Origin of the sequence: Leifsonia sp. McL0607, assembly GCF_049993355.1 — a bacterium.
Lineage (GTDB): Bacteria > Actinomycetota > Actinomycetes > Actinomycetales > Microbacteriaceae > Leifsonia.
This window is the reverse complement of sequence record NZ_CP188253.1, coordinates 970,443-991,533: the sequence shown is the minus strand read 5'-3', so window position 1 is coordinate 991,533 and position 21,091 is coordinate 970,443. Positions and strand designations below refer to the sequence as shown.

Here is a 21,091-nt window from a genome sequence, read left to right as displayed (position 1 = left end):
CGTTGCTCCTTATAGGTGTGGGAATCTGCACTAACGTTACTGGATGCACCTCAACGGCTCACCGGGTGAAGTGTCAGGCGAGGCACCCGCCGACACGCCCCGACGCCCACGGTTGACCCCGCCGATCGCCGACGCCCGCCGGGCGGTCCGTGAGGCACTGGCCGCCGCAGCCGACCTGCCTGCTCCGGACCCCCACGACGACCACGGCCCCGCCCGCCCGACGCCGCTCGCGCCGGGTGCGCTGCTGCTGGTGGGGCTGAGCGGGGGAGCGGACTCGCTGGCGCTCGCCGCCGCGACCGCGTTCGAGGCGCCGCGCCGCGGTTATCGCGCGGGCGCGATCGTGGTCGACCACGATCTCCAGGCCGGGTCGGCGGAGGTCGCCGAGGCCGCGGCTGCCCAGGCGCGCGCGCTCGGCCTCGATCCGGTGCTCGTCGAACGGGTGGAGGTCGGCTCGGATGCGCGGGGGCCGGAGGGCGAGGCGCGCGCCGCGAGGCACGCGGCGTTCGATCGCGCCCGCAGGACGACCGGAGCTGAGCGCATCCTGCTCGCGCACACGCTCGACGACCAGGCCGAGACCGTGCTGCTCGGGCTCGCCCGCGGATCCGGGCCGTCGAGCCTGCAGGGCATGCGGCCGGACACCGGCACGCTGCTCCGCCCGTTCCTCGGGCTGCGTCGCAGCACCACCCGCGCGTTCTGCGCCGACAGCCGCTTGACGCCGTGGGACGATCCGCACAACGACGACCCCTCCTATGCGCGGGTCCGCGTGCGCGCGCGACTGCTGCCCGCCCTCGAGGACGAGCTCGGCCCCGGGGTCGCCGAAGCGCTCGCCCGCACCGCCGAACAGTTGCGGGAGGACGACGAGGCGCTCGACGGTCTCGCCCTCGAGTGGGCGCAGGAACTGGTGAGTCAGACCGACGACGGCGCCGTCGTGCTCGACGTGCGCGGTCTCGCCGCCGACCCGGCCGCGCTGCGCCAGCGCATCATCCGCCTGGTCGTCTCCACCGAGTTCGGGGTGTCCCTCAGCCGGGCCCACACCCTCGCGGTTGCGGAGCTGATCACGGCGTGGCACGGCCAGGGTCCGCTCAGCCTGCCAGGCGTTAGAGTTGTCAGGCAGAACGGCCTGCTCACGTTTCACCCCCACAGCTAAAGGACAGCGCCTCCCTCATGGAACTCACGGACGTTCACGACGACCTGACCGAGACTCTGATCACCGAGGAGCAGATCCGTTCCCGCATCGCCGAGCTCTCCCGCCAGGTGGAGGCCGACTACGCCGGCAAAGACGTCCTGCTCGTCGGTGTGCTCAAGGGTGCTGTCATGGTCATGGCCGACCTGTCCCGCGAGCTGCGCATCCCCGTGACGATGGACTGGATGGCCGTCAGCTCGTACGGCAGCGGCACCGCCTCCAGCGGCGTCGTGCGCATCCTGAAAGACCTGGACACCGACCTCAGCGGAAAGACCGTGCTGATCGTCGAAGACATCATCGACTCCGGGCTCACGCTCTCGTGGCTGCTCGCGAACCTGCACAGCCGCGGCCCGGAGTCGATCGAGATCTTCACCCTTCTGCGCAAGCCGGAGGCCGCCCGGGTCGAGATCGACGTCAAATACGTCGGCTTCGAGATCCCCAACCAGTTCGTCGTCGGCTACGGCCTCGACTACGACGAGCGCTACCGCAACCTCCGCGGTGTCGGCATCCTCGCGCCGGCCATCTACAGCTGAGGCGGCGCCTGCCATGGCCGAGCCCACGACGAAGCCGACGGACGCGGACGTCCGCGGGTTCCTCGACGCCGCCACCCCGGCCCGCCGCAGGAAGGACGGCCTCGCGCTCGCGGACGTCTTCCACGAGGTGACGGGCGTGGACCCCGTGATGTGGGGCCCATCGATCGTGGGCTACGGCAGCTACCGGTACGTCTCGCCGTCCGACCCGCGGCGGCAGGGCGACTGGCCCAAGACCGGCTTCTCGCCCCGCAAGGCCCGGTTGTCCCTCTACGGGCTCAAAGACCTTCCGGAGGGCGCGGCCCTGCTCCCGTCGCTCGGAACCTTCACCGAGGGAGCCGGTTGCGTGTACGTGCGCACCCTCGACGACATCGACCTCGACGTGCTTCGCCGTCTGATCGCGATCGCCTGGGGACGCGGGGACGACGCCGCGGGCTGAACCGGGGCGGCGCCGCGAAGTCGACCTCAGGCGCGATAGACCTCGCGCCGACGTGCGACCTTCAGCACCAGGACGACGAGTCGGTCATCTGCGATGTCGTAGCTGATCCGGTGGTCACCGACCCTGACCCGCCAGGGGCCGCCGCTGTCGACGAGCGGCTTGGCGGCGGGAGGCCGCGGCACCTCGGCGAGAAGCTCGATGGCCGCTTGGACGCGTCGACGAGCGGGTGGATCGAATTTACGCAGCTCACGAGCAGCTGATGGCGCGACGTCGATGCGGTAGGTCATGCCAGGCCGAGTTCCGCCTTCACGTCCTCCCATGGAATCGGCTCGGCGGCTGTCTCCTCGAACTCGCGCCTGGCGGCCATCGCGGCCTGAGCGTCATCGAGTTCTTCGAGTCGTTCGAGCATGCGGTCGAAGTCGTCGGCGTCCACCAGCACGGCGACCCGGCGACCCCGCTTGCTCAGCGAGACGAGCTCGTGCTGGAGGTGCGCGCGGTCGACGAGGGCGCCGAGGTGCTGCTTGGCCTCGGATACGGGCATCGGAGCGGTCATGTCGCCAGCGTCTCATAAAGAGACCCATCCGACCCGATAGCCCCATTCGACCGACTCCCCTTCCTCATCACTTGCGCTTCTGGAGCTGGAGTGATCCGATTGCCGCATGCCTGACGAACTCACCGAGCTCTATCGGCGCTGGCTGGCCGCGTGGAGCGATCGGCACGCCTCCATCGAGCCGATCGTCGCCGCCGACGCCGTGGGGCACTGGCCGGAGGGCGACGTCGTCGGGCCGCGGGGGTTCGCGCGCGCCATCGCCGAGACCGTCGACCAGTTCGACAGTGTCGAGTTCGACGTGCAGGCAGGGCCGCTCGTCGGCGACGGGTTCGTCGCGGCGCGTTGGGTCGTCAGCTGCCGGATGGGCGACGAGACGATGGCCTTCGCGGGGCACGACTTCGTGCGCGTCGCCGACGGGATGGTCGCCGAGTACTGGCCGGCCATCTTTCCCGTGGCCAGACGCCCTTCCGGCGGGTCGACTCCTGCCCGGCGGCGGCTGGCCCCTGCCCCGCGGCCTTAAGGCCGCCCAGAGCGAACACGCAGCCGACCCACAGCGGTCAGGCGGTACTGTGGTCGCACCATGAACGTCAAGAAGATCTTCCGCGGCCCGATCCTGTACGTCGTGCTCGCGATCATCGCGGTGTGGATCGGCTCCAGCCTGATCACGATGTCGGGCTTCAAGAGCGTCACCACGCAGCAGGGCCTCGACCTCCTCTCGCAAGACAAGGTGTCGAGCGCGAAGATCGTCGACGGTGAGAACCGCGTCGACCTGACACTCAAGCAGGCGGACGGTACGCGCGGCACGCAGGTGCAGTTCTACTACGTCACCCCGCGCGGGCAGGACGTCGTCAAGGCGATCGATGACGCGAACCTCCCCAAGGGCTACGACGACGAGGTGCCGCAGCCCAACTGGCTGGTGAACATCCTCGGCTTCCTGATCCCGGCGCTGCTCATCGGCGTGTTCTTCTGGATCATGATCTCGGGCATGCAGGGCGGCGGCAACAAGGTCATGCAGTTCGGCAAGTCGCGGGCGAAGCTCGTCACGAAGGAGACGCCGAAGGTCACCTTCGACGACGTCGCCGGGTCCGACGAGGCCATCGAGGAGCTGCAGGAGATCAAGGACTTCCTCAAGGAGCCCGCCAAGTTCCAGGCGGTCGGCGCGCGCATCCCGAAGGGTGTGCTGCTGTACGGCCCTCCCGGCACCGGTAAGACGCTGCTGGCCCGCGCTGTCGCGGGTGAGGCGGGCGTCCCCTTCTACTCGATCTCGGGCTCCGACTTCGTCGAGATGTTCGTCGGCGTCGGCGCGAGCCGCGTCCGCGACCTGTTCCAGCAGGCCAAGGAGAACTCGCCCGCGATCATCTTCATCGACGAGATCGACGCGGTGGGCCGCCACCGTGGCGCCGGCCTCGGCGGCGGGCACGACGAGCGCGAGCAGACCCTCAACCAGCTCCTCGTCGAGATGGACGGCTTCGACCCCAAGACGAACGTCATCCTGATCGCCGCGACCAACCGTCCCGACATCCTCGACCCCGCACTGCTGCGCCCGGGCCGCTTCGACCGCCAGATCGGCGTGGACGCGCCCGACATGCTCGGCCGCAAGAAGATCCTTGAGGTGCACGGCCGCGGCAAGCCGCTCGCGGCCTCCGTCGACCTCGAAGTGCTCGCCCGCAAGACGCCCGGCTTCACCGGCGCCGACCTGGCGAACGTGCTCAACGAGGCCGCGCTGCTGACGGCGCGCTCCAACGCGCAGCTGATCGACAACCGGGCGCTCGACGAGGCCGTCGACCGCGTCATCGCTGGTCCGCAGAAGCGCACCCGGGTTATGAAGGACCAGGAGAAGCTGATGACGGCGTACCACGAGGGCGGTCACGCCCTCGCCGCCGCGGCGATGCGCCACACCGACCCTGTGACCAAGATCACGATCCTCCCGCGCGGTCGCGCCCTCGGCTACACGATGGTCATGCCGCTGGAGGACAAGTACTCGGTCACCCGCAACGAGCTGCTCGACCAGCTCGCCTATGCGATGGGCGGCCGTGTTGCTGAGGAGATCGTCTTCCACGACCCGACCACCGGCGCCTCCAACGACATCGAGAAGGCGACCTCCATCGCTCGCAAGATGGTCACGGAGTACGGCATGAGCGCCGACATCGGTTCGGTCAAGCTGGGCCAGGCCAACGGCGAGATGTTCCTCGGCCGCGACATGGGTCACCAGCGCGACTACTCCGAGCGGATCGCCGAGCGGGTGGACACCGAGGTGCGGGCTCTCATCGAGAAGGCGCACGACGAGGCGTGGGAGGTCCTCAACGACAACCGTGCCGTGCTGGACCGTCTCGCCGCCGCGCTGCTCGAGCACGAGACGCTCGACCACAACCAGATCGCCGAGATCTTCGTCGACGTGAAGAAGCTTCCGGAGCGCCCGCAGTGGCTCTCGAGCGACAAGCGGCCGATCTCCGACCTGCCGCCCATCGAGTTCCCGAAGGCGCCGATCGACGCCGGCGCGGTCGACGGCGGGGTGGACTCCGAGCCGCCGTCGTCGAAGCCGAAGCGCTCTCCTGCCATCAACCCGCGGCCGGCGACCGCCTAGGCCGCGCGCCGCATGACCGGTTTCGATCGCGCACGCATCGAGGCGGCCGTCGCCGAGATCCTCGCCGCCATCGGCGAGGATCAGTCGCGTCCGGGGCTGGCCGACACACCGTCCCGCGTCGCCGACGCCTACGAGGAGTTCTTCGCGGGGGTCGGCGTCGACGCGCGCTCGGAGCTGGGCGATCCCGTGCCGTTGGAGGTTGCGAGTGCCGAGACGGTGATCTTGCGCGACATCCGCTTCCGCTCAGTCTGCGAGCACCATCTGCTGCCGTTCCTCGGTGTCGCGCACGTGGCCTACCTGCCCGGCGAGACCGTGATCGGGCTCGGCGGCATCCCGCGCGCGATCGAGACCCTGTCGGCGCGCCCGCAGCTGCAGGAGCGGCTCACCGAGCAGATCGCCGACACCATCGAGAGCGGAGCGCGAGCCCGCGGCGTGCTCGTCGTCCTCGACGCCTCCCACGAGTGCGTGACGACCCGCGGCGCCCGGCAGACGGCAGCCACGACGGTCACCATCGCCGCGCGCGGCGCGTTCACCGAGCTGCCCGCCCGCGCCGAGCTCATCGCCCTCATCGGCCGGGGGCTCGCGTGAGCGCGACATTCGCGCCGAATGTCGCCTCTGGCGCCGCGAAACGCGACATTCGCGGCGAACCCTACGAACCACAGCGCGGCGGCGTGGCTCGCGCATTCGCGCCGAATGTCGCGTTTCGCGGCGCCAGACGCGACATTCGCGCCGAATCCGCGAAGCGAGTGCGCGCGTGACTCTCGTCATGGGCGTCCTCAACGTGACGCCCGACTCCTTCAGCGACGGAGGCCGGTGGCTGGAGCCGGGCACCGCCGTCGCGCACGCCCTCGACCTGGTCGCTCAGGGCGCCGACCTGATCGACGTCGGCGGCGAGTCCACGCGGCCCGGCGCCGTGCGCGTCGACCCCGCGGAGGAGCAGGCGCGCGTCGTGCCCGTCATCCGCACACTCGCCGGGCTCGGCGTGACGGTCAGCGTCGACACGCTCAACGCCTCCACCGCTCGCGCGGCCGCCGACGCCGGCGCCGCGATCATCAACGACGTCTCCGGGGGACTGGCCGACCCGACCATGCCCGACGCGGTGCTCGACACCGGCCTGCAGTACGTGGTCATGCACTGGCGGGGGCGTCTCGACGCCGCCGACTCGCGGGCGGTCTACACCGACACCGTGGCGGAGGTGCGCTCCGAGCTGTCCGCCCGTGTCACCGACCTCCTCGACCACGGGATCGACCCGGCCAAGCTGGTGCTCGACCCCGGTCTCGGCTTTTCCAAGAATGCCTCCCACAACTGGCAGGTGCTGGCCGGCCTCCACGAGTTCGAGACCCTCGGCTACCCGGTGCTCATCGGCGCCTCCCGAAAGCGATTCCTGGGCGCGCTGCTGCCGGAGGACGCCGCTGTGGAGGACCGCGACGCGCCGACCGCGGTCATCTCGGCCCTCGCCGCCCAGGCGGGCGTCTGGGCTGTGCGCGTACACGACGTGGCGTCGACGAGGATCGCCCTGGATGTGGTGCGGGCGTGGCAAGCTGGACGCGATGACTGATTCCGATGCCGTGACCGCCTCGCGGCGGCCGACGGACGCGATCGTGCTGAGCGGGCTGCGCGTGCGCGCGCACCACGGGGTGTTCGACTTCGAGCGCGAGAACGGCCAAGACTTCGTGGTCGACGTGACAGCGCACCTCGACCTGTCGCCGTCCGCGGCCTCCGACGACCTGACCCGCACCGTTCACTATGGCGAGCTCGCCGTGGAGGTCGCCGATGCCGTGCGCCGCGACCCGGTCGACCTGATCGAGACGGTCGCCGAGCGCGTTGCGGCCGTGGTGCTCGCCCACGATCCGGTGCACTCGGTCGAGGTGACGGTGCACAAGCCCGACGCGCCGATCGAGGTGCCGTTCGGCGACGTCGCCGTTCGCATCCTCCGAGGTCGGCCGTGAACGCGCCGCGTCCGGAGCGGCTTCGGGTCGGCCGGCCCGCCGTGCTGGCGTTCGGGAGCAACCTGGGCGACCGCGCTGCGACGATCCGCGAGGCCCTGCGCCTGCTCGCCGCCGACCCCGCCGTCCGGGTGCAGGCCGCCTCCCGCCTGTTCGAGACGCCCGCCCTCAAGCCGGAGGGCGTCTCCGACGAAGCGCCGCCGTACCTCAACGCCGTCGCCCGGGTGAACACCATCCTCGACCCGCTCGCTCTTCTCGGCGCGGTCAATCAGGTGGAGGACGAACTCGGCCGTGTGCGCGAGGAGCGCTGGGGCGATCGCACCATCGACATCGACATCGTGGATTTCGACGGGATCGTCTCCGACGACGACCCGCGGATCGTCCTTCCGCACCCGCGTGCGCACGAACGGGCGTTCGTGCTGGCGCCGTGGCTCGACGTCGACCCCGACGCGGTACTCCCCGGCTACGGCCCGGTGGCGGCGCTCGCCGCCGCGGCGATCGATCCGGTCGTCCCGTACGACGACGGCGAGGGGGCCCTCTCGTGAAGCGCACCCGTCCGACGTCCCTGATCGGGCTCGGCGTGCTCGGGGTGGTCGTCGGCTTCCTCATCGAACTCGCCGCCTCCGGCATGGGCATCGCCGTGTTCGTGCCGTCGCTTACCCTCCCGATCACACTCGTCGCGGTCGCGATCATCGTCGTCGCCTTCGCCATCCCGATCCGGCGCGCCGTGCGCGGACGCAGCTCCCGGCGCATCGATCCGTTCCAGGCGATGCGGATCGTCGTTTTCGCCAAGGCGTGCGGCCTGAGCGGCGCGCTGTTGACAGGCGCGGGCATCGGCATCCTGCTCTACCTGCTCACCAGAGAGGTGCTCCCGGCCTCCAACGCCCTGCTGCTGACGGCTCTGGGGACGACCGGCGCGATCATTCTGCTGGTAGCCGGCCTGATCGCCGAGTTCTTCTGCACCCTGCCGCCCGACGACGACGACCCGGAGACCGCCCGTGCCAGCTCGCATTGACCTCGCCGTCGGAGAGTGGAACCGCGTCTCGCCGAAGTACGTGGTGGTGGTCGTCGTCAGCACGTTGATCAGCGGACTCGTGCTGAGTGCTGCTGCGGTGTTCCTGTGGCTGGTCGCGGGCTGGTCGTGGGCGTGGATCGCGCTGATCGTGATCGTGGTGATCACGCTGGTGTCGCTGTTCGTCGCCAATCGGCGCACGCGGTCGATCGGCTACCGCCTGCGCGACGACGATCTGCTGTTCCGCCGCGGCATCATGTACCAGCGGTTCGTGTCGGTGCCTTACGGACGCATGCAGCTCATCGACATCACGCGCGGGCCGGTCGGGCGGATGTTGGGCCTGGCCGACCTGAAGTTCGTGACGGCGGCCGCGTCGACGAACGTCATCGTGCCCGGGCTCCCTGAGGCAGAGGCGGCCGAGCTGCGCGACCGTCTCGTGGAGCTGGCGGAGAGCCGCCGGGCGGGGCTGTGAGCCTGCAGGGGCCGCCGCCGGGCGCCCCGGTCCCGGACGAGCCGCAGCCGCAGCCCGGCGCGCCGCTACCCGGCGGCCCACTGACCGCGGCGGAGCGCGCCGCCGAGCACCTCACCGATGGCGAGTGGCACCGTCTCCACCCCGCGACGCCGCTGCTGCGCGGCGGAATCGTGTTCATCGCCGTGCTCGGCTTCGTGCTGTCCAACCTGCGCGAACGGCTCGTGAGCTTCTTCGTCGGCGCCCCCGACGTCGGCGGCGACCCGATCGACGCGATCTACAACCACGGTTGGGAGGGCTGGGCGCTGCTCGGCATCGCCGTGGTGCTGCTCGGTTGCCTCGCTGCGTTCTACGTGTCCTGGCGGATGCACAGCTTCCGGATCACCGGCGACGCCGTGGAGGTGCGCAGCGGCATCCTGTTCCGCACGCAGCGCAAGGCTCGGCTCGACCGCATCCAGGGCATCAACGTGGCGCGGCCCGTGCTGGCGCGCATCTTCGGCGCGGCGAAGCTCGACATCACGGTGGCGGGCCACGACGCGAACGTGCAGCTGGCGTATCTGGGTTCGGTGCTGGCCGACGGCCTGCGTTCGGACGTGCTGCGGCTCGCCTCCGGGGTGCGGGCGGCGGAGGCCGCGGAGGCCGGTGCTCCGGGGGGCGTCCAGGGTGCCACGGGCCGGGCTGCGGCCTCCCGCACCGCGCAGGTGAGCGACTTCGTGGGCCGCCGGGTCAGCGACTTCCTCGCCCCCGAGCTCGACCCGAACACGGCGCCTCCCGCGTCCGTCGTCAAGATCCCGCCGGCACGGCTCGCCGGCTCGCTGCTGCTGAGCGGCTTCTCGATCTTCGTGGTCGCCGTGATCGTGCTGCTGGTGATCGGCTCGGCGGGAGGCGCGCCGTGGCTGCTCATCGTCGTCCTGCCGGGGCTGATCGGCTCCGCGAGCTTCTACATCAACCGCTTCACCAAGTCGCTGCGCTACTCCGTCGCCGGGACGCCCGACGGCGTGCGCGTCGGCTTCGGCCTGCTGAGCACGAGCAACGAGACCCTCCCGCCCGGGCGCGTGCACGCGGTGGAGGTGCAGCAACCGCTGCTGTGGCGCCCGTTCGGCTGGTGGCAGATCCGCATCGACACCGCGGGCCACTCGCGCGAGAAGGGTGCGGCCGGCCAGCCGAACACGACCATGCTGCCGGTCGGCGACCAGGCCGATGTGGCGCGGGTGCTGGCGCTCGTGCTGCCGATCTTCACGGCCGAGCACGGCGACGCTGTGCTGCAGGGCATGACCTCCCGCGGCCACGACGGCTTCACCGGCAGCCCGCGTCGTGCCGTGTGGCTGCGACCGCTGTCGTGGCAGCGCACCGGGTTTCGGATGGTCGACGGCGTCGTCCTCCTGCGCCGCGGTTTCGTGTGGCGCAGCCTGGCGATCGTGCCGCTGGCCCGGCTGCAGAGCCTGGAGCTGCAGCAGGGGCCGATCGACCGCCTCCTCGGGCTGGCGGAGACCCGGTTCCACACCGTCTCCGGCCCGGTCCGCCCGCGGCTCGGCGCGATGGACTCCGCCTCCGGCGTCGAGCTGTTCGAGGCCGTCGCCGCGCGTGCGGTGGAGGCCGCGGCCGGCGACCGCAGCCACCGCTGGGGTTCGCATGGGTGGCCAGCAGCGCATGGTGCACCCGGCGTACCCGGCGCACCCGACGCACCCGACGCGCAGAGCACTCCGGGTGACCCCGCCGCATCCACCACCCCGCGCATCGAGGACCTGCCTCGCGACACCCCTGGAGAGGACGCATGAACGCCGCAGCACGCTCGGGCCGTCTGGGCCTCGGCATCATCGGGGCCGGGAGGGTAGGGCCGGTGCTCGGTGCCGCCCTGGCCGGTGCCGGGCACGCAATCGTGGGCATCTCGGCGGTGTCGGCCGAGAGCCGCGAGCGGGCGCAGGCCATGCTGCCGCAGGCGCCGATCCTGCAGGTCCCAACCCTCGTCGAGCGCAGCGAGCTGGTGATCCTCGCCGTGCCCGACCGCGAGCTCCCGAGCCTGGTGGCCGGCCTCGCCGCGACGGAGACCTGGCAGTCCGGCCAGCTCGTCCTCCACACCGCTCCCGGTCACGGGGTCGGCGTGCTGCGCCCCGCCGCCGAGGCCGGCGCCATCCCGCTCGCCGTGCATCCCGCCCTCGAGTTCACCGGCACGAGCCTCGACCTCTCCCGGCTGGGCGAGAGCTGGTTCGCCGTCACCGCCTCGACACCCGTGCTGCCGATCGCGCAGGCGCTCGTGGTCGAGATGGGCGGCGAGCCGGTGGTGATCGCCGAGGAGGACCGACCCGCCTACGCGGAGGCGATCGCGACCGCGACCGCGTTCTCACGCTCGATCGTCGAGCAGTCCACCGGCATCCTCGCCGGCATCGGAGTGGAGAACCCCGGCTCGTTCCTCAGTTCGCTGCTGCGTTCGGCGGTCGACAACGCGCTCACGCGCGCCGGCGCACCGAGCGCGCTCGACGTGAGTCTGCTCGACGAGCTGAACGAAAGCGGCGCGCGGCCCGGCGACGGCCCGGCGGACGACGACGGGCGCGGCTGGTTCCTGCGCGGCGAGTAGCCTGGACGGGGCCTCCCGCGGTGGAGGCCCATCACGGAGCAACGCGCCCGCGCCACCGCACCACCCTGAGGAGACCGTCATGCCGGACGTCGTGACCACCATCGCCGACGTGCGCGAGCGCGTGGCGAGCGCCCGGCGGGAGGCCGCCCTCGACGGCCCCGCCGACGCCTCGGCCGGCCGCGTGGTCCTCGTGCCCACGATGGGCGCGCTGCACCGCGGCCACCTGCGGCTCGTGAGGCGCGCGCGCGACCTCGGCGGGTTGGTCGTCGTCTCGATCTTCGTGAACCCGCTGCAGTTCGGCCCGGGGGAGGACCTCGACCGCTACCCGCGCACGCTCGACGCCGACGTGGAAGCGCTCGACGGCCTCGCCGATCTGGTGTTCGCGCCGACCGCCGCCGAGGTGTACCCGCAGGGTCCGACCTCCACACGGGTCACCGCTGGGGAGGTCGGCCGCACCTTCGAGGGCGCGTCGAGGCCGGGGCACTTCGACGGCATGCTGACGGTCGTCGCCAAGCTGTTCAACATCGTGCAGCCCGACGTCGCCGTGTTCGGGCAGAAGGACGCCCAGCAGGTGCACCTGGTGGGCCGCATGGTCGACGATCTCGACCTCCCGGTCACGATCGCCGTCGTGGACACCGTGCGCGAAGCCGACGGGCTCGCGCTGTCCAGCCGGAACCGCTACCTGGACGACGACCAGCGCCGGGCGGCCGTCGCGCTGTCGCAGGCGCTCGCCGCAGGGGCCGAGGCGGCGAGCGGGGGCGTGGAGGCCGCGCTCGTCGCGGCGACCGCGCGCTTGGAGGCCGAGCCGGTCGTTAAACTGGACTATCTCGCGATCGTCGATCAGGACACGTTCCTCGAGGCGGGCGCCGACCTGCACGGCCCGGCGCTGCTGCTGATCGCCGCACGCGTCGGCTCCACCCGCCTGATCGACAACGCCAGGATCGCGCTGGGCTGAGCGCAGCCTCCCGAACCACGCAGCACACCACAGCACGACCCACCGCCAGCACCGAACCGCCGGAACGGAAAGACACCATGACCGAAGCGCCCGCCACCGACCGCCCAGATGACGGCGACCTCGTCGACGGCAACCTCACCGCCGACGAGATCAGCGAGCAGAAGGCGGTCCGTCTCGGCAAGCGCGAGCGCCTGATCGCCGAGGCCGGCGACGCGGGCGGCGGCGCCTACCCGGTGCAGGTGCCGGTGACCACGACCATTCCCGAGGTGCGCGCCGCCTGGGGCCACCTGGCGGCCGACGAGGCCTCCGGCGAGACCGTCGGCATCGCGGGTCGCGTCGTGCACCAGCGCAACACCGGCAAGCTGTGCTTCGCGGTGCTGCAGTCCGGCGACGGCTCCCGCATCCAGGCGATGCTGTCGCTCGCCGAAGTGGGCGAGGAGTCGCTCGCTCGCTGGAAGGAGCTCGTCGACCTCGGCGACCATGTGTTCGTCTCGGGCGAGGTGATCTCGAGCCGCCGCGGTGAGCTGTCGATCATGGTCCGCGGCTGGGGGATCGCGTCGAAGTCGATCCTGCCGCTGCCGAACCTCCACAACGAGCTCAACGAGGAGACGCGAGTGCGCTCCCGCTACCTCGACCTGATCGCCCGCGAGCAGGCGCGCCGCAACGTGCTCGACCGCGCGGCGGCCGTCGCGAGCCTGCGCACCACCTTCGCCGCACAGGGTTTCGTGGAGGTCGAGACGCCGATGCTGCAGGTGATGCACGGCGGTGCCTCCGCCCGCCCGTTCGTCACGCACTCCAACGCGTTCGACACCGAGCTGTACCTGCGCATCGCGCCCGAGCTGTACCTGAAGCGCGCTGTCGTCGGCGGCATCGACCGGGTGTTCGAGATCAACCGCAACTTCCGCAACGAGGGCGCCGACTCCACGCACTCGCCCGAGTTCGCGATGCTGGAGGCCTATCAGGCCTACGGCGACTACAACTCCATCGCCGACCTGACGCAGCAGCTCATCCAGGACGCCGCCGTCGCCGTTTCCGGCTCGCACGTGGTCACCTGGGCCGACGGCACCGAGTACGACCTCGGCGGCCAGTGGGACCGCATCCGCATGTACGACAGCCTCTCGGAGGCCATCGGCGAGGAGATCGCGCCCGAGACCCCGATGTCGCGCTTGCGCGAGCTCGCCGCCGAGGCGGGGATCGAGGTGCCGCACCCGCTGCCCGGCAAGTATGTCGAGGAGCTGTGGGAGCACCACGTGAAGTCGGGGCTGGTGCGCCCGACCTTCGTGATGGACTTCCCCGTCGACACCAGCCCGCTGGTGCGCGCACACCGTTCGCGCGAGGGCGTCGTCGAGAAGTGGGACCTCTACACTCGTGGCTTCGAGCTGGCGACGGGCTACTCCGAGCTGGTCGACCCGGTCGTGCAGCGTGAGCGCTTCGTCGAGCAGGCGCGCCTGGCGGCAGCCGGCGACGACGAGGCGATGCAGCTCGACGAGGAGTTCCTGCGCGCCCTCGAGTTCGGGATGCCGCCGACGGGCGGGATGGGGATGGGCATCGACCGCCTGCTCATGGCCCTCACCGGCCTCGGCATCCGCGAGACGATCCTCTTCCCGCTGGTCAAGTAGGTCTCTTTGGCGGTCAGCCGCGCTGGTGCAGGTGCGCCTGGGTGAGCGCCTCCATCTCCTCGTCGCTCAGCTCGTCCAGCTTCTTGCCCTCGCGGCGGTCGAGCCGCATCCAGCGCACGAACAGCAGCACCAGCACCGGCACGTCGGCGACCTCCGCGATGAACCACAGGAAGTCGCCGGACAGATGCTGGTCGTGCAGCGCGTTCGGGAACCAGAACGGCTCCGTCCCGACGACCGCCGGCGCGTGATCCAGGACGGCGTCGTTCAGCCGCAGCAGGAGGCCGGGGATCGCATCGAGGATCATCGCGACGAACGCGAGCAGGAACTCCACCGTGATGAAGAAGCTCGTGTGCATCACCGAGTGGGCGGCGATCGGCAGCACCATCAGAAGGCCGGCGATCGGCACCAGCACCGAGATGGTCCACTCCGACCACGGGTTGTCGCGCAGCACGGCGGCGATCGGCGTGAGGAAGATCATGAATGCGACGCACGCGAAGACGGTCGCGAAGATCGCGTTGCCGAACAACCGCGCCGGCCGTGACTGCAGGAAGCGGTCGGTCCGTCCCTGCCCGGTCGCACCGAGCGCGGCCCGGGCCAGTGCGATGGGCCTCCCGAGGCTCACGAGCGCAGGCACGACGAACAGCAGCAGTGCGATCCGGGTCGTGAACGCCCAGCGCAGTTCGTGACTCTCGGCGCCGAGGAATCCGAACGAGATGAACGTGTACGACCCGAGGCCGAGCAGGAAGTACAGCGCGGTCAGGCGCGCGGGCCAGCGGTGGCCGCGACGACGCAGTGACACCACGCCGCCGAGGTAGAGCACGGTCGCGGCGAACAGCAGGATCGCAGCCGCCGGATCGAACGACCAGGTGGACAGGAAGACGAGGAAGGGAGGCGTGGCGCTTTTCTTCGGAGGAGGTCGGATTCACGAGTACGGGAGGTACCATTATTCCGCTATGGGAGACATCATCAGTGGAATCGTCTGGTCACTGGCCCCGACCGTGCTCGTGGGCCTGCTGTTCTGGATGATCATGCGCGCGATCGTGCGAGCCGACCGCACCGAGCGCAAGGTCTACTCCCGCATGGAGGCCGAGGAGCGCGCCCGCCGCGGTCTCGCTCCGAAAGGCTGACGGCCATTACGGTAGAGGAGTGAGGGCGTTTTCCCTCGACGCGCGACGCCGGAGGGAGCCTGAATGGACGTGGGTTTCCTGGCCGCGTCGATCGGGGTGCTCCTGCTGCTCATCGACTTCGTCATCCGCGTCATCGCGATCATCGTCGTCCCGCGCAACCGCAAGCCCACCTCGGCGACGGCCTGGCTGTTGGCGATCTTCCTCATCCCGTTCATCGGCGTGCTGTTCTTCCTGCTGATCGGCAGCTACAAGCTCCCCAAGAAGCGGCGCACGAAGCAGGACGAGATCAACCGCTTCATTATCGACACCACCGAGGGCATCGAGCGGGTGCGGCGCGACCACCCGTGGCCTCCGTGGCTGGAGTCGGTGGTCGAGCTCAACCGCAACCTGGGCGCGATGCCGCTCGTCGGCGGCAACCGCGCGCAGCTCAACGGGCATTACGAGGAGTCGCTCGCGGCGATGACGGCCGCGATCGACGAGGCGAAGCGCTACGTGCACGTCGAGTTCTACATCCTCACCCTCGACAAGACCACCAAGCCGTTCTTCGAGGCGATGGAGGCCGCGGTGAAGCGCGGCGTCGTCGTCCGCGTGCTGCTCGACCACATCGCATCTCGGCGCACCCCGGACTACAAGGCCACCATCGAACGGCTCACCGCGATGGGCGCCACGTGGCACCTGATGCTGCCGGTGCAGCCGTTCAGGGGCCGGTATCAGCGCCCCGACCTCCGCAACCACCGCAAGCTGCTCATCGTGGACGGCCGGGTGGCGTTCATGGGATCGCAGAACGTGATCGACCGCAGCTACAACAAGAAGTCGAACATCAAGCGCGGGCTCAAGTGGAAAGAGCTCATCGTGCGGCTCGAGGGTCCGATCGTCGCCGGTCTGAACGCGATCTTCATCACCGACTGGTACAGCGAGACCGACGAGCTGCTCCGCCGCGAGACCGAGCCGATCACCGACGAAATCGACCCGGACGACCTGGACGCGCAGGCCGTGCCATCCGGGCCGGGGTTCGCGGGCGAGAACAACCTCCGGCTGTTCCTCGCCCTGCTCTACTACGCGCAGGAGCGCATCGTCATCACGTCGCCGTACTTCGTGCCGGACGAGGCGATGCTCACCGCCATCACCACGGCGACGCAGCGCGGGATCGCTGTCGAGCTGTTCGTCTCCGAGATCGGCGACCAGGCCCTCGTATATCACGCCCAGCGCTCCTACTACGAGGCGCTGTTGCGCGCGGGCGTTCGCATCTGGATGTACAAGGCGCCGTACATCCTCCACGCCAAGCACTTCACCATCGACGACGACGTCGCCGTGATCGGGTCGAGCAACATGGACATGCGCTCGTTCCTGCTCAACATGGAGGTGTCGCTGATGGTGCGCGGCCGCTCCTTCGTGAAAGAGATGCGCGAGGTGGAAGACGGCTACCGCCGCGACAGCCGCGAGCTATCCCTTGAGGAGTGGATGAAGCAGCCGCTCCGCTCGACGGTTCTCGACAACCTGGCCCGGCTCACGTCGGCCCTGCAGTAGCGGGCGACGGTCCCGCGCGACCGTAATTCCGGTGATCGCGGCCATCCCGGCCCGGATGTCCGGAGTTACGGCCTCCCGCGCGGCGTGTCGTCCACATCCTCCGGAGTTGCCGACCGAGCCGGGCCGATGTCGGCGACTCCGGAGTTACTGCCTCCCGCGCGGCGTGTCGTCCACATCCTCCGGAGTTGCCGACCGAGCCGGGCCGATGTCGGCAACTCCGGAGGTTCGCGGCGGCGCGCCGACTGGAGGTCCGGAACAACGGACATCCAGTCCGGAGCCGCGCAATTCTCCGGACGTGCGCGACGTGTCAGCCGCGCGGCTTCAGCCGCACGGTCGGCAGGGCCGGCGCCGGGAGGGCGCTGCCGTCGAAGCCGCGAACGGTGCCGAACCGGCCGTCCGGGTCCTCGCCGTCGATGACGTCGCGCTGCCATTCGGCGCGCGCCGCGACGACGTCTTCGTGGCCGCGGCCGATGAAGTTCCACCACATCACGATCTCCTCGCGCAGCGGCTCCCCGCCGAGCAGCAGGAGGCGCGCCGCGCCGGACGCGCCGGCCACCACCTCCACCGAGTCGCGGCCGGGGCACAGGTACGCGAGGTGCGCAAGCGGCACCGGTTCGCCGGCTACGGTCACCTCACCCGCATCCACGAGCACGCCGTGCTCGAACGAGGGATCCAGCGGCACCGTCGCTCGCGCCCCCGCCGGCACGACCAGCTCGGCGCCGACCAGCGGCGAGAACACCGTCGCCGCCGTGCCGCTGCCCGCGAGAGCGCCCACGAACGTGCGCACGGTTGCTTCCCCGACCGTCGACGTCGGCGGCACGTGGTGCTCGAAGAACGGCTCCACGTCACGGGAGGCGCTCGGCAGCGCCACCCACAGCTGCACGCCGTGCAGCCTCCGCGTCTGCGGCGTCGACACCTCCGAGTGGCTGATCCCGCGACCGGCCGTCATCAGGTTGAGCTCACCCGGCCGCACCAAAGCGTGGCTGCCGACGCTGTCGCGGTGGTCGATCTCGCCCTCGAACAGCCAGCTCACGGTCTGAAGGCCCGTGTGCGGATGCGGTGGGACCTGCATCCCGCCGGTCACTGACACGTCGTCGGGGCCGTAGTGGTCGACGAAGCACCAGCCGCCGATCAGCGAGCGGCGGCGCTGCGGGAGGGTGCGCCGCACGGTCATGGCGCGCGGGCCGCCGAGCGGCACTTCCCTCGGCTCCAAGATCTCCACCCGGGCGTCGTCGACGACGGCATCATCGCCGACCAGGACCTCCACCGGGTCGCGTTCGAGGTTGCTCATAGCGGCATCCTAGGCTCCTCGACGCACAGGCCAGCGCCCCGAAAGCCTCCGCGACTGCCCTACAATGAGGGCGTGAGCCGAGCAGCGCGCCCCCTGACCTCCTTCGTCGCCGTAGCCGCCGTAGCGCTGCTGCTCGCCGGCTGTTCGAGCACGCAGGTGAAGCCCGACAGCGATTACGCGGGTGAACCCAAGGGCGTCCAGGCGCCCGCCAGCAGCGCGGGAGGCGCCTCTTGGGCGACCTGGTTGCAGAACGGCAAGCAGTTCGGGATCGTGATCTACGGCAGCTCCACGTGCCCGCCGACGGTCCAGTCGGTGAAGGTGATCGCCGACAACCAGCTGGAGGCCACCCTCTCGCCCGCGTCCGGCGGCATCTGCTCGGCCGACCTGGCACCGCACACCACGGTGTTCACGAGGCCGAGCGGGGTTACCACGACCTCCGACGTGACCGTCAAGCTACCGGACGCGACCCTGACGATCCCTCCTGTGCGCGGCTAGGGAGGCACGCCGCCAGTTGGCGACGATCTGACGTTTCTGCTCGCGTACTGAGAATTACAGGGTCGATGTGTCCCGCGGATGATCTGATGGTTGAGTATTCCGACCCGGCCGAGATGCTGCCCCGTCTGCAGCCCTCCCGTCCTCCTCCGAAGAGACCCCCGTCAGCCTCAAGCGAACATGTCTCCGCAGCCCAGTGAGGCGCGGTTACTCTCTTTGTATCGATGCCGAACCTGCAACGGCGTCGAGAGGAGTAGAGATGTTCGAGAGATTCACCGACCGCGCTCGACGCGTCGTCGTCCTGGCCCAAGAAGAGGCCAAGATGCTCAACCACAACTACATCGGGACGGAGCACATCCTCCTCGGCCTGATCCACGAGGGTGAGGGCGTTGCCGCCAAGGCGCTGGAGTCGCTCGGGATCTCGCTGGACGCGGTCCGTGAGCAGGTCCAGGACATCATCGGCCAGGGCCAGCAGCAACCGACCGGTCACATCCCCTTCACGCCACGCGCCAAGAAGGTACTCGAGCTCAGCCTGCGCGAGGCCCTCCAGCTCGGCCACAACTACATCGGCACCGAGCACATCCTCCTCGGCCTGATCCGTGAGGGTGAGGGCGTCGCCGCCCAGGTGCTCGTCAAGCTGGGCGCCGACCTCAACCGGGTGCGCCAGCAGGTCATCCAGCTCCTGTCCGGCTACCAGGGCAAGGAGCAGGTGCAGGTCGGAGGAAACGATCAGGCGACCGCGCAGGCAGGCAGCCAGATCCTCGACCAGTTCGGCCGCAACCTCACGCAGGCCGCCCGCGACAACAAGCTCGACCCGGTCATCGGGCGCGAGAAAGAGATCGAGCGCGTCATGCAGATCCTGTCGCGCCGCTCCAAGAACAACCCTGTGCTGATCGGTGAGCCCGGCGTCGGCAAGACCGCCGTCGTGGAGGGCCTCGCCCAGGCGATCGTCCGCGGCGACGTGCCAGAGACGCTGAAGGACAAGCAGCTCTACACACTCGACCTCGGCTCCCTCATCGCCGGCTCCCGCTACCGCGGAGACTTCGAGGAGCGCCTCAAGAAGGTCACCAAGGAGATCCGCACCCGCGGCGACATCATCACCTTCATCGACGAGATCCACACCCTCGTCGGTGCCGGCGCTGCGGAGGGCGCGATCGACGCCGCCAGCATCCTCAAGCCGCTGCTGGCCCGCGGCGAGCTGCAGACCATCGGCGCCACCACGCTCGACGAGTACCGCAAGCACTTCGAGAAGGACGCAGCCCTCGAGCGCCGGTTCCAGCCGATCCAGGTGGCCGAGCCGTCGCTGCCCCACGCGATCAACATCCTGAAGGGCCTGCGCGACCGCTACGAGGCGCACCACAAGGTGTCCATCACCGACGGCGCGATCGTCGCCGCGGCGAACCTGGCCGACCGCTACATCCAGGACCGCTTCCTCCCGGACAAGGCCATCGACCTGATCGACGAGGCCGGGGCCCGCCTGCGCCTGTCGATCCTGTCGGCGCCGCCGGAGCTGCGCGAGTTCGACGACAAGATCGCCGCCGTCCGCTCCCAGAAGGAGGCCGCGATCGAAGACCAGGACTTCGAGAAGGCCGCGAGCCTGCGCGACGAGGAGAAGAACCTCCTCGGCGAGCGGCTGCGCCTCGAGAAGCAGTGGCGCTCGGGCGACGTGAAGACGACGGCCGAGGTCGACGAGGGCCTGATCGCGGAGGTGCTGGCGCAGGCCACCGGCATCCCGGTGTTCAAGCTCACCGAGGAGGAGTCGGCCCGCCTGGTCTACATGGAGAAGGCGCTGCATCAGCGCGTCATCGGCCAGGAGGAGGCCATCGCGGCCCTCTCGCGGACGATCCGCCGCACGCGCGCCGGCCTCAAGGACCCGAAGCGCCCCTCCGGTTCGTTCATCTTCGCCGGCCCCACCGGCGTCGGCAAGACCGAGCTCGCCAAGGCGCTCGCCGAGTTCCTGTTCGACGACGAGTCGGCGATGATCTCGCTCGACATGTCCGAGTACGGCGAGAAGCACACGGTCTCCCGTCTGTTCGGCGCCCCTCCCGGGTTCGTCGGCTTCGAGGAGGGCGGCCAGCTCACCGAGAAGGTCCGCCGCAAGCCGTTCAGCGTCGTGCTGTTCGACGAGATCGAGAAGGCGCACCCCGACATCTTCAACTCGCTGCTCCAGATCCTGGAGGAGGGACGCCTGACGGATGGCCAGGGTCGCGTCGTCGACTTCAAGAACACCGTGATCATCATGACCACGAACCTCGGCACGAAGGACATCTCCGGCGGCCCCGTCGGCTTCCAGATCGAGGGCGACCCGACCACCGGGTACGACCGGATGCGCGGCAAGGTCTACGAGGAGCTCAAGAAGAACTTCAAGCCGGAGTTCCTCAACCGTGTCGACGAGATCATCGTGTTCCCGCAGCTGAACAAGGCGGAGTTGCTGCAGATCGTGGATCTGTTCATCAAGCGCCTCTCCGACCGGCTGCTCGACCGCGACATGACGATCGAGCTCGCGCTTCCCGCCAAGGAGCGCCTGATCGACGTCGGCTTCGACCCGACGCTCGGCGCCCGGCCGCTGCGCCGCGCGGTTCAGCACGAGATCGAGGACCGTCTCAGTGAGAAGATCCTCCACGGCGAGCTGAATGCCGGCGATCATGTGCACGTCGACTTCCAGGACGGCGAGTTCGTGTTCACCACGACGACCCGTCAGGAGTCGGTCGGCGCCGGGGTGAACGCCACGGCCGCGATCGGCACCGGCCCGGCCACCCCGGACCTCGCCGCCAACGACTGACGACCGCCGA

23 protein-coding genes are annotated in these 21,091 nt (G+C 70.0%); 19 read left to right on the top strand and 4 right to left on the bottom strand.

Annotation, left to right across the window (positions count from 1 at the left end; all coding sequences use genetic code 11):
* The first annotated feature begins 43 nt into the window (after positions 1 to 43).
* Genes tilS through ACPPVW_RS04820 form a run of 3 tightly spaced genes read left to right on the top strand, consistent with a single transcriptional unit; the run spans position 44 to position 2,152 of the window.
* Positions 44 to 1,147 carry a tRNA lysidine(34) synthetase TilS gene (gene tilS, locus ACPPVW_RS04830; RefSeq protein WP_426625394.1) on the top strand — a complete coding sequence of 368 codons (1,104 nt, stop codon included), beginning with the start codon at positions 44 to 46 and terminating at the stop codon, positions 1,145 to 1,147.
* A gap of 17 nt (positions 1,148 to 1,164) precedes the next feature.
* A complete protein-coding gene (gene hpt / locus ACPPVW_RS04825) occupies positions 1,165 to 1,716 on the top strand; it encodes a hypoxanthine phosphoribosyltransferase (RefSeq protein ID WP_426625393.1) in 552 nt (183 codons plus the stop codon).
* Between the two features lie 13 nt (positions 1,717 to 1,729).
* Positions 1,730 to 2,152: a DUF1801 domain-containing protein gene (locus ACPPVW_RS04820; protein WP_426625392.1), complete on the top strand. Its 423-nt coding sequence runs from the start codon at positions 1,730 to 1,732 to the stop codon at positions 2,150 to 2,152.
* 26 nt (positions 2,153 to 2,178) lie between these two features.
* On the opposite strand, the gene ACPPVW_RS04815 is transcribed toward ACPPVW_RS04820, so the two are convergent.
* Together ACPPVW_RS04815 and ACPPVW_RS04810 are read right to left on the bottom strand one after the other, a co-directional pair.
* Positions 2,179 to 2,439 carry a type II toxin-antitoxin system RelE family toxin gene (locus tag ACPPVW_RS04815; protein ID WP_426625391.1) on the bottom strand — a complete coding sequence of 87 codons (261 nt, stop codon included), beginning with the start codon at positions 2,437 to 2,439 and terminating at the stop codon, positions 2,179 to 2,181.
* Positions 2,436 to 2,705, bottom strand: a complete 270-nt coding sequence (locus ACPPVW_RS04810; protein WP_426625390.1) for a type II toxin-antitoxin system Phd/YefM family antitoxin — start codon at positions 2,703 to 2,705, stop codon at positions 2,436 to 2,438. Before ACPPVW_RS04810 ends, ACPPVW_RS04815 begins: the two co-directional genes overlap by 4 nt.
* A gap of 106 nt (positions 2,706 to 2,811) precedes the next feature.
* On the opposite strand from ACPPVW_RS04810, the gene ACPPVW_RS04805 reads away from it, so the two are divergent.
* From ACPPVW_RS04805 to lysS, 12 genes are all read left to right on the top strand, one after another.
* Positions 2,812 to 3,222, top strand: a complete 411-nt coding sequence (locus ACPPVW_RS04805) for a nuclear transport factor 2 family protein (protein WP_426625389.1) — start codon at positions 2,812 to 2,814, stop codon at positions 3,220 to 3,222.
* Positions 3,223 to 3,282: 60 nt separating this feature from the next.
* A complete protein-coding gene (gene ftsH / locus ACPPVW_RS04800) occupies positions 3,283 to 5,286 on the top strand; it encodes an ATP-dependent zinc metalloprotease FtsH (RefSeq protein ID WP_426625388.1) in 2,004 nt (667 codons plus the stop codon).
* A 12-nt stretch (positions 5,287 to 5,298) separates the two neighbouring features.
* Positions 5,299 to 5,874 carry a GTP cyclohydrolase I gene (gene folE / locus ACPPVW_RS04795; protein WP_426625387.1) on the top strand — a complete coding sequence of 192 codons (576 nt, stop codon included), beginning with the start codon at positions 5,299 to 5,301 and terminating at the stop codon, positions 5,872 to 5,874.
* A 166-nt stretch (positions 5,875 to 6,040) separates the two neighbouring features.
* Positions 6,041 to 6,844, top strand: a complete 804-nt coding sequence (gene folP, locus ACPPVW_RS04790) for a dihydropteroate synthase (RefSeq protein ID WP_426625386.1) — start codon at positions 6,041 to 6,043, stop codon at positions 6,842 to 6,844.
* Positions 6,837 to 7,235: a dihydroneopterin aldolase gene (gene folB / locus ACPPVW_RS04785; protein WP_426625385.1), complete on the top strand. Its 399-nt coding sequence runs from the start codon at positions 6,837 to 6,839 to the stop codon at positions 7,233 to 7,235. Before folP ends, folB begins: the two co-directional genes overlap by 8 nt.
* Positions 7,232 to 7,777 carry a 2-amino-4-hydroxy-6-hydroxymethyldihydropteridine diphosphokinase gene (folK, locus tag ACPPVW_RS04780; protein ID WP_426625384.1) on the top strand — a complete coding sequence of 182 codons (546 nt, stop codon included), beginning with the start codon at positions 7,232 to 7,234 and terminating at the stop codon, positions 7,775 to 7,777. The genes folB and folK overlap by 4 nt, the downstream gene beginning before the upstream one ends.
* Positions 7,774 to 8,247 carry a DUF3180 domain-containing protein gene (locus tag ACPPVW_RS04775; protein ID WP_426625383.1) on the top strand — a complete coding sequence of 158 codons (474 nt, stop codon included), beginning with the start codon at positions 7,774 to 7,776 and terminating at the stop codon, positions 8,245 to 8,247. The genes folK and ACPPVW_RS04775 overlap by 4 nt, the downstream gene beginning before the upstream one ends.
* Positions 8,231 to 8,716 (top strand): PH domain-containing protein, encoded by a 486-nt coding sequence (locus ACPPVW_RS04770; RefSeq protein ID WP_426625382.1) that lies wholly within the window; start codon positions 8,231 to 8,233, stop codon positions 8,714 to 8,716. The genes ACPPVW_RS04775 and ACPPVW_RS04770 overlap by 17 nt, the downstream gene beginning before the upstream one ends.
* Complete coding sequence (locus ACPPVW_RS04765; RefSeq protein ID WP_426625381.1) at positions 8,713 to 10,491, top strand: PH domain-containing protein; 1,779 nt, start codon at positions 8,713 to 8,715, stop codon at positions 10,489 to 10,491. The genes ACPPVW_RS04770 and ACPPVW_RS04765 overlap by 4 nt, the downstream gene beginning before the upstream one ends.
* Positions 10,488 to 11,288: a Rossmann-like and DUF2520 domain-containing protein gene (locus tag ACPPVW_RS04760; RefSeq protein ID WP_426625380.1), complete on the top strand. Its 801-nt coding sequence runs from the start codon at positions 10,488 to 10,490 to the stop codon at positions 11,286 to 11,288. Before ACPPVW_RS04765 ends, ACPPVW_RS04760 begins: the two co-directional genes overlap by 4 nt.
* 79 nt (positions 11,289 to 11,367) lie before the next feature.
* Positions 11,368 to 12,243 carry a pantoate--beta-alanine ligase gene (panC, locus tag ACPPVW_RS04755; RefSeq protein ID WP_426625379.1) on the top strand — a complete coding sequence of 292 codons (876 nt, stop codon included), beginning with the start codon at positions 11,368 to 11,370 and terminating at the stop codon, positions 12,241 to 12,243.
* 77 nt (positions 12,244 to 12,320) lie between these two features.
* Positions 12,321 to 13,862: a lysine--tRNA ligase gene (lysS, locus tag ACPPVW_RS04750; RefSeq protein ID WP_426625378.1), complete on the top strand. Its 1,542-nt coding sequence runs from the start codon at positions 12,321 to 12,323 to the stop codon at positions 13,860 to 13,862.
* Positions 13,863 to 13,875: 13 nt separating this feature from the next.
* On the opposite strand, the gene ACPPVW_RS04745 is transcribed toward lysS, so the two are convergent.
* Positions 13,876 to 14,682: a cytochrome c oxidase assembly protein gene (locus ACPPVW_RS04745; protein ID WP_426625377.1), complete on the bottom strand. Its 807-nt coding sequence runs from the start codon at positions 14,680 to 14,682 to the stop codon at positions 13,876 to 13,878.
* Between the two features lie 133 nt (positions 14,683 to 14,815).
* Here ACPPVW_RS04745 and ACPPVW_RS04740 point away from each other — a divergent pair, with 133 nt between their 5' ends.
* Positions 14,816 to 14,989, top strand: a complete 174-nt coding sequence (locus tag ACPPVW_RS04740; RefSeq protein WP_426625376.1) for a hypothetical protein — start codon at positions 14,816 to 14,818, stop codon at positions 14,987 to 14,989.
* 63 nt (positions 14,990 to 15,052) lie between these two features.
* Positions 15,053 to 16,516 (top strand): cardiolipin synthase, encoded by a 1,464-nt coding sequence (gene cls / locus ACPPVW_RS04735; RefSeq protein ID WP_426625375.1) that lies wholly within the window; start codon positions 15,053 to 15,055, stop codon positions 16,514 to 16,516.
* A 307-nt stretch (positions 16,517 to 16,823) separates the two neighbouring features.
* Here cls and ACPPVW_RS04730 read toward each other — a convergent pair whose 3' ends face one another.
* Positions 16,824 to 17,807 (bottom strand): pirin family protein, encoded by a 984-nt coding sequence (locus ACPPVW_RS04730; RefSeq protein ID WP_426625374.1) that lies wholly within the window; start codon positions 17,805 to 17,807, stop codon positions 16,824 to 16,826.
* 72 nt (positions 17,808 to 17,879) lie between these two features.
* Between ACPPVW_RS04730 and ACPPVW_RS04725 the strand changes: the two genes are divergently transcribed.
* Together ACPPVW_RS04725 and ACPPVW_RS04720 are read left to right on the top strand one after the other, a co-directional pair.
* Positions 17,880 to 18,302, top strand: coding sequence for a hypothetical protein (locus tag ACPPVW_RS04725; RefSeq protein WP_426625373.1), 423 nt, complete (start codon positions 17,880 to 17,882; stop codon positions 18,300 to 18,302).
* A gap of 256 nt (positions 18,303 to 18,558) precedes the next feature.
* The gene (locus ACPPVW_RS04720) at positions 18,559 to 21,081 is read left to right on the top strand and encodes an ATP-dependent Clp protease ATP-binding subunit (protein ID WP_426625372.1); all 2,523 of its coding nucleotides are present in this window, start codon (positions 18,559 to 18,561) and stop codon (positions 21,079 to 21,081) included.
* Positions 21,082 to 21,091: the final 10 nt, after the last annotated feature.

Excerpts from the sequence above, each read along its gene's own strand:
- tilS (WP_426625394.1), top strand. The coding sequence starts at position 44 with ATGCACCTCAACGGCTCACCGGGTGAAGTGTCAGGCGAGGCACCCGCC.
- hpt (WP_426625393.1), top strand. The coding sequence starts at position 1,165 with ATGGAACTCACGGACGTTCACGACGACCTGACCGAGACTCTGATCACC.
- ACPPVW_RS04820 (WP_426625392.1), top strand. The coding sequence starts at position 1,730 with ATGGCCGAGCCCACGACGAAGCCGACGGACGCGGACGTCCGCGGGTTC.
- ACPPVW_RS04815 (WP_426625391.1), bottom strand. The coding sequence starts at position 2,439 with ATGACCTACCGCATCGACGTCGCGCCATCAGCTGCTCGTGAGCTGCGT.
- ACPPVW_RS04810 (WP_426625390.1), bottom strand. The coding sequence starts at position 2,705 with ATGACCGCTCCGATGCCCGTATCCGAGGCCAAGCAGCACCTCGGCGCC.
- ACPPVW_RS04805 (WP_426625389.1), top strand. The coding sequence starts at position 2,812 with ATGCCTGACGAACTCACCGAGCTCTATCGGCGCTGGCTGGCCGCGTGG.
- ftsH (WP_426625388.1), top strand. The coding sequence starts at position 3,283 with ATGAACGTCAAGAAGATCTTCCGCGGCCCGATCCTGTACGTCGTGCTC.
- folE (WP_426625387.1), top strand. The coding sequence starts at position 5,299 with ATGACCGGTTTCGATCGCGCACGCATCGAGGCGGCCGTCGCCGAGATC.
- folB (WP_426625385.1), top strand. The coding sequence starts at position 6,837 with ATGACTGATTCCGATGCCGTGACCGCCTCGCGGCGGCCGACGGACGCG.
- ACPPVW_RS04760 (WP_426625380.1), top strand. The coding sequence starts at position 10,488 with ATGAACGCCGCAGCACGCTCGGGCCGTCTGGGCCTCGGCATCATCGGG.
- panC (WP_426625379.1), top strand. The coding sequence starts at position 11,368 with ATGCCGGACGTCGTGACCACCATCGCCGACGTGCGCGAGCGCGTGGCG.
- lysS (WP_426625378.1), top strand. The coding sequence starts at position 12,321 with ATGACCGAAGCGCCCGCCACCGACCGCCCAGATGACGGCGACCTCGTC.
- ACPPVW_RS04740 (WP_426625376.1), top strand. The coding sequence starts at position 14,816 with ATGGGAGACATCATCAGTGGAATCGTCTGGTCACTGGCCCCGACCGTG.
- cls (WP_426625375.1), top strand. The coding sequence starts at position 15,053 with ATGGACGTGGGTTTCCTGGCCGCGTCGATCGGGGTGCTCCTGCTGCTC.
- ACPPVW_RS04730 (WP_426625374.1), bottom strand. The coding sequence starts at position 17,807 with ATGAGCAACCTCGAACGCGACCCGGTGGAGGTCCTGGTCGGCGATGAT.
- ACPPVW_RS04720 (WP_426625372.1), top strand. The coding sequence starts at position 18,559 with ATGTTCGAGAGATTCACCGACCGCGCTCGACGCGTCGTCGTCCTGGCC.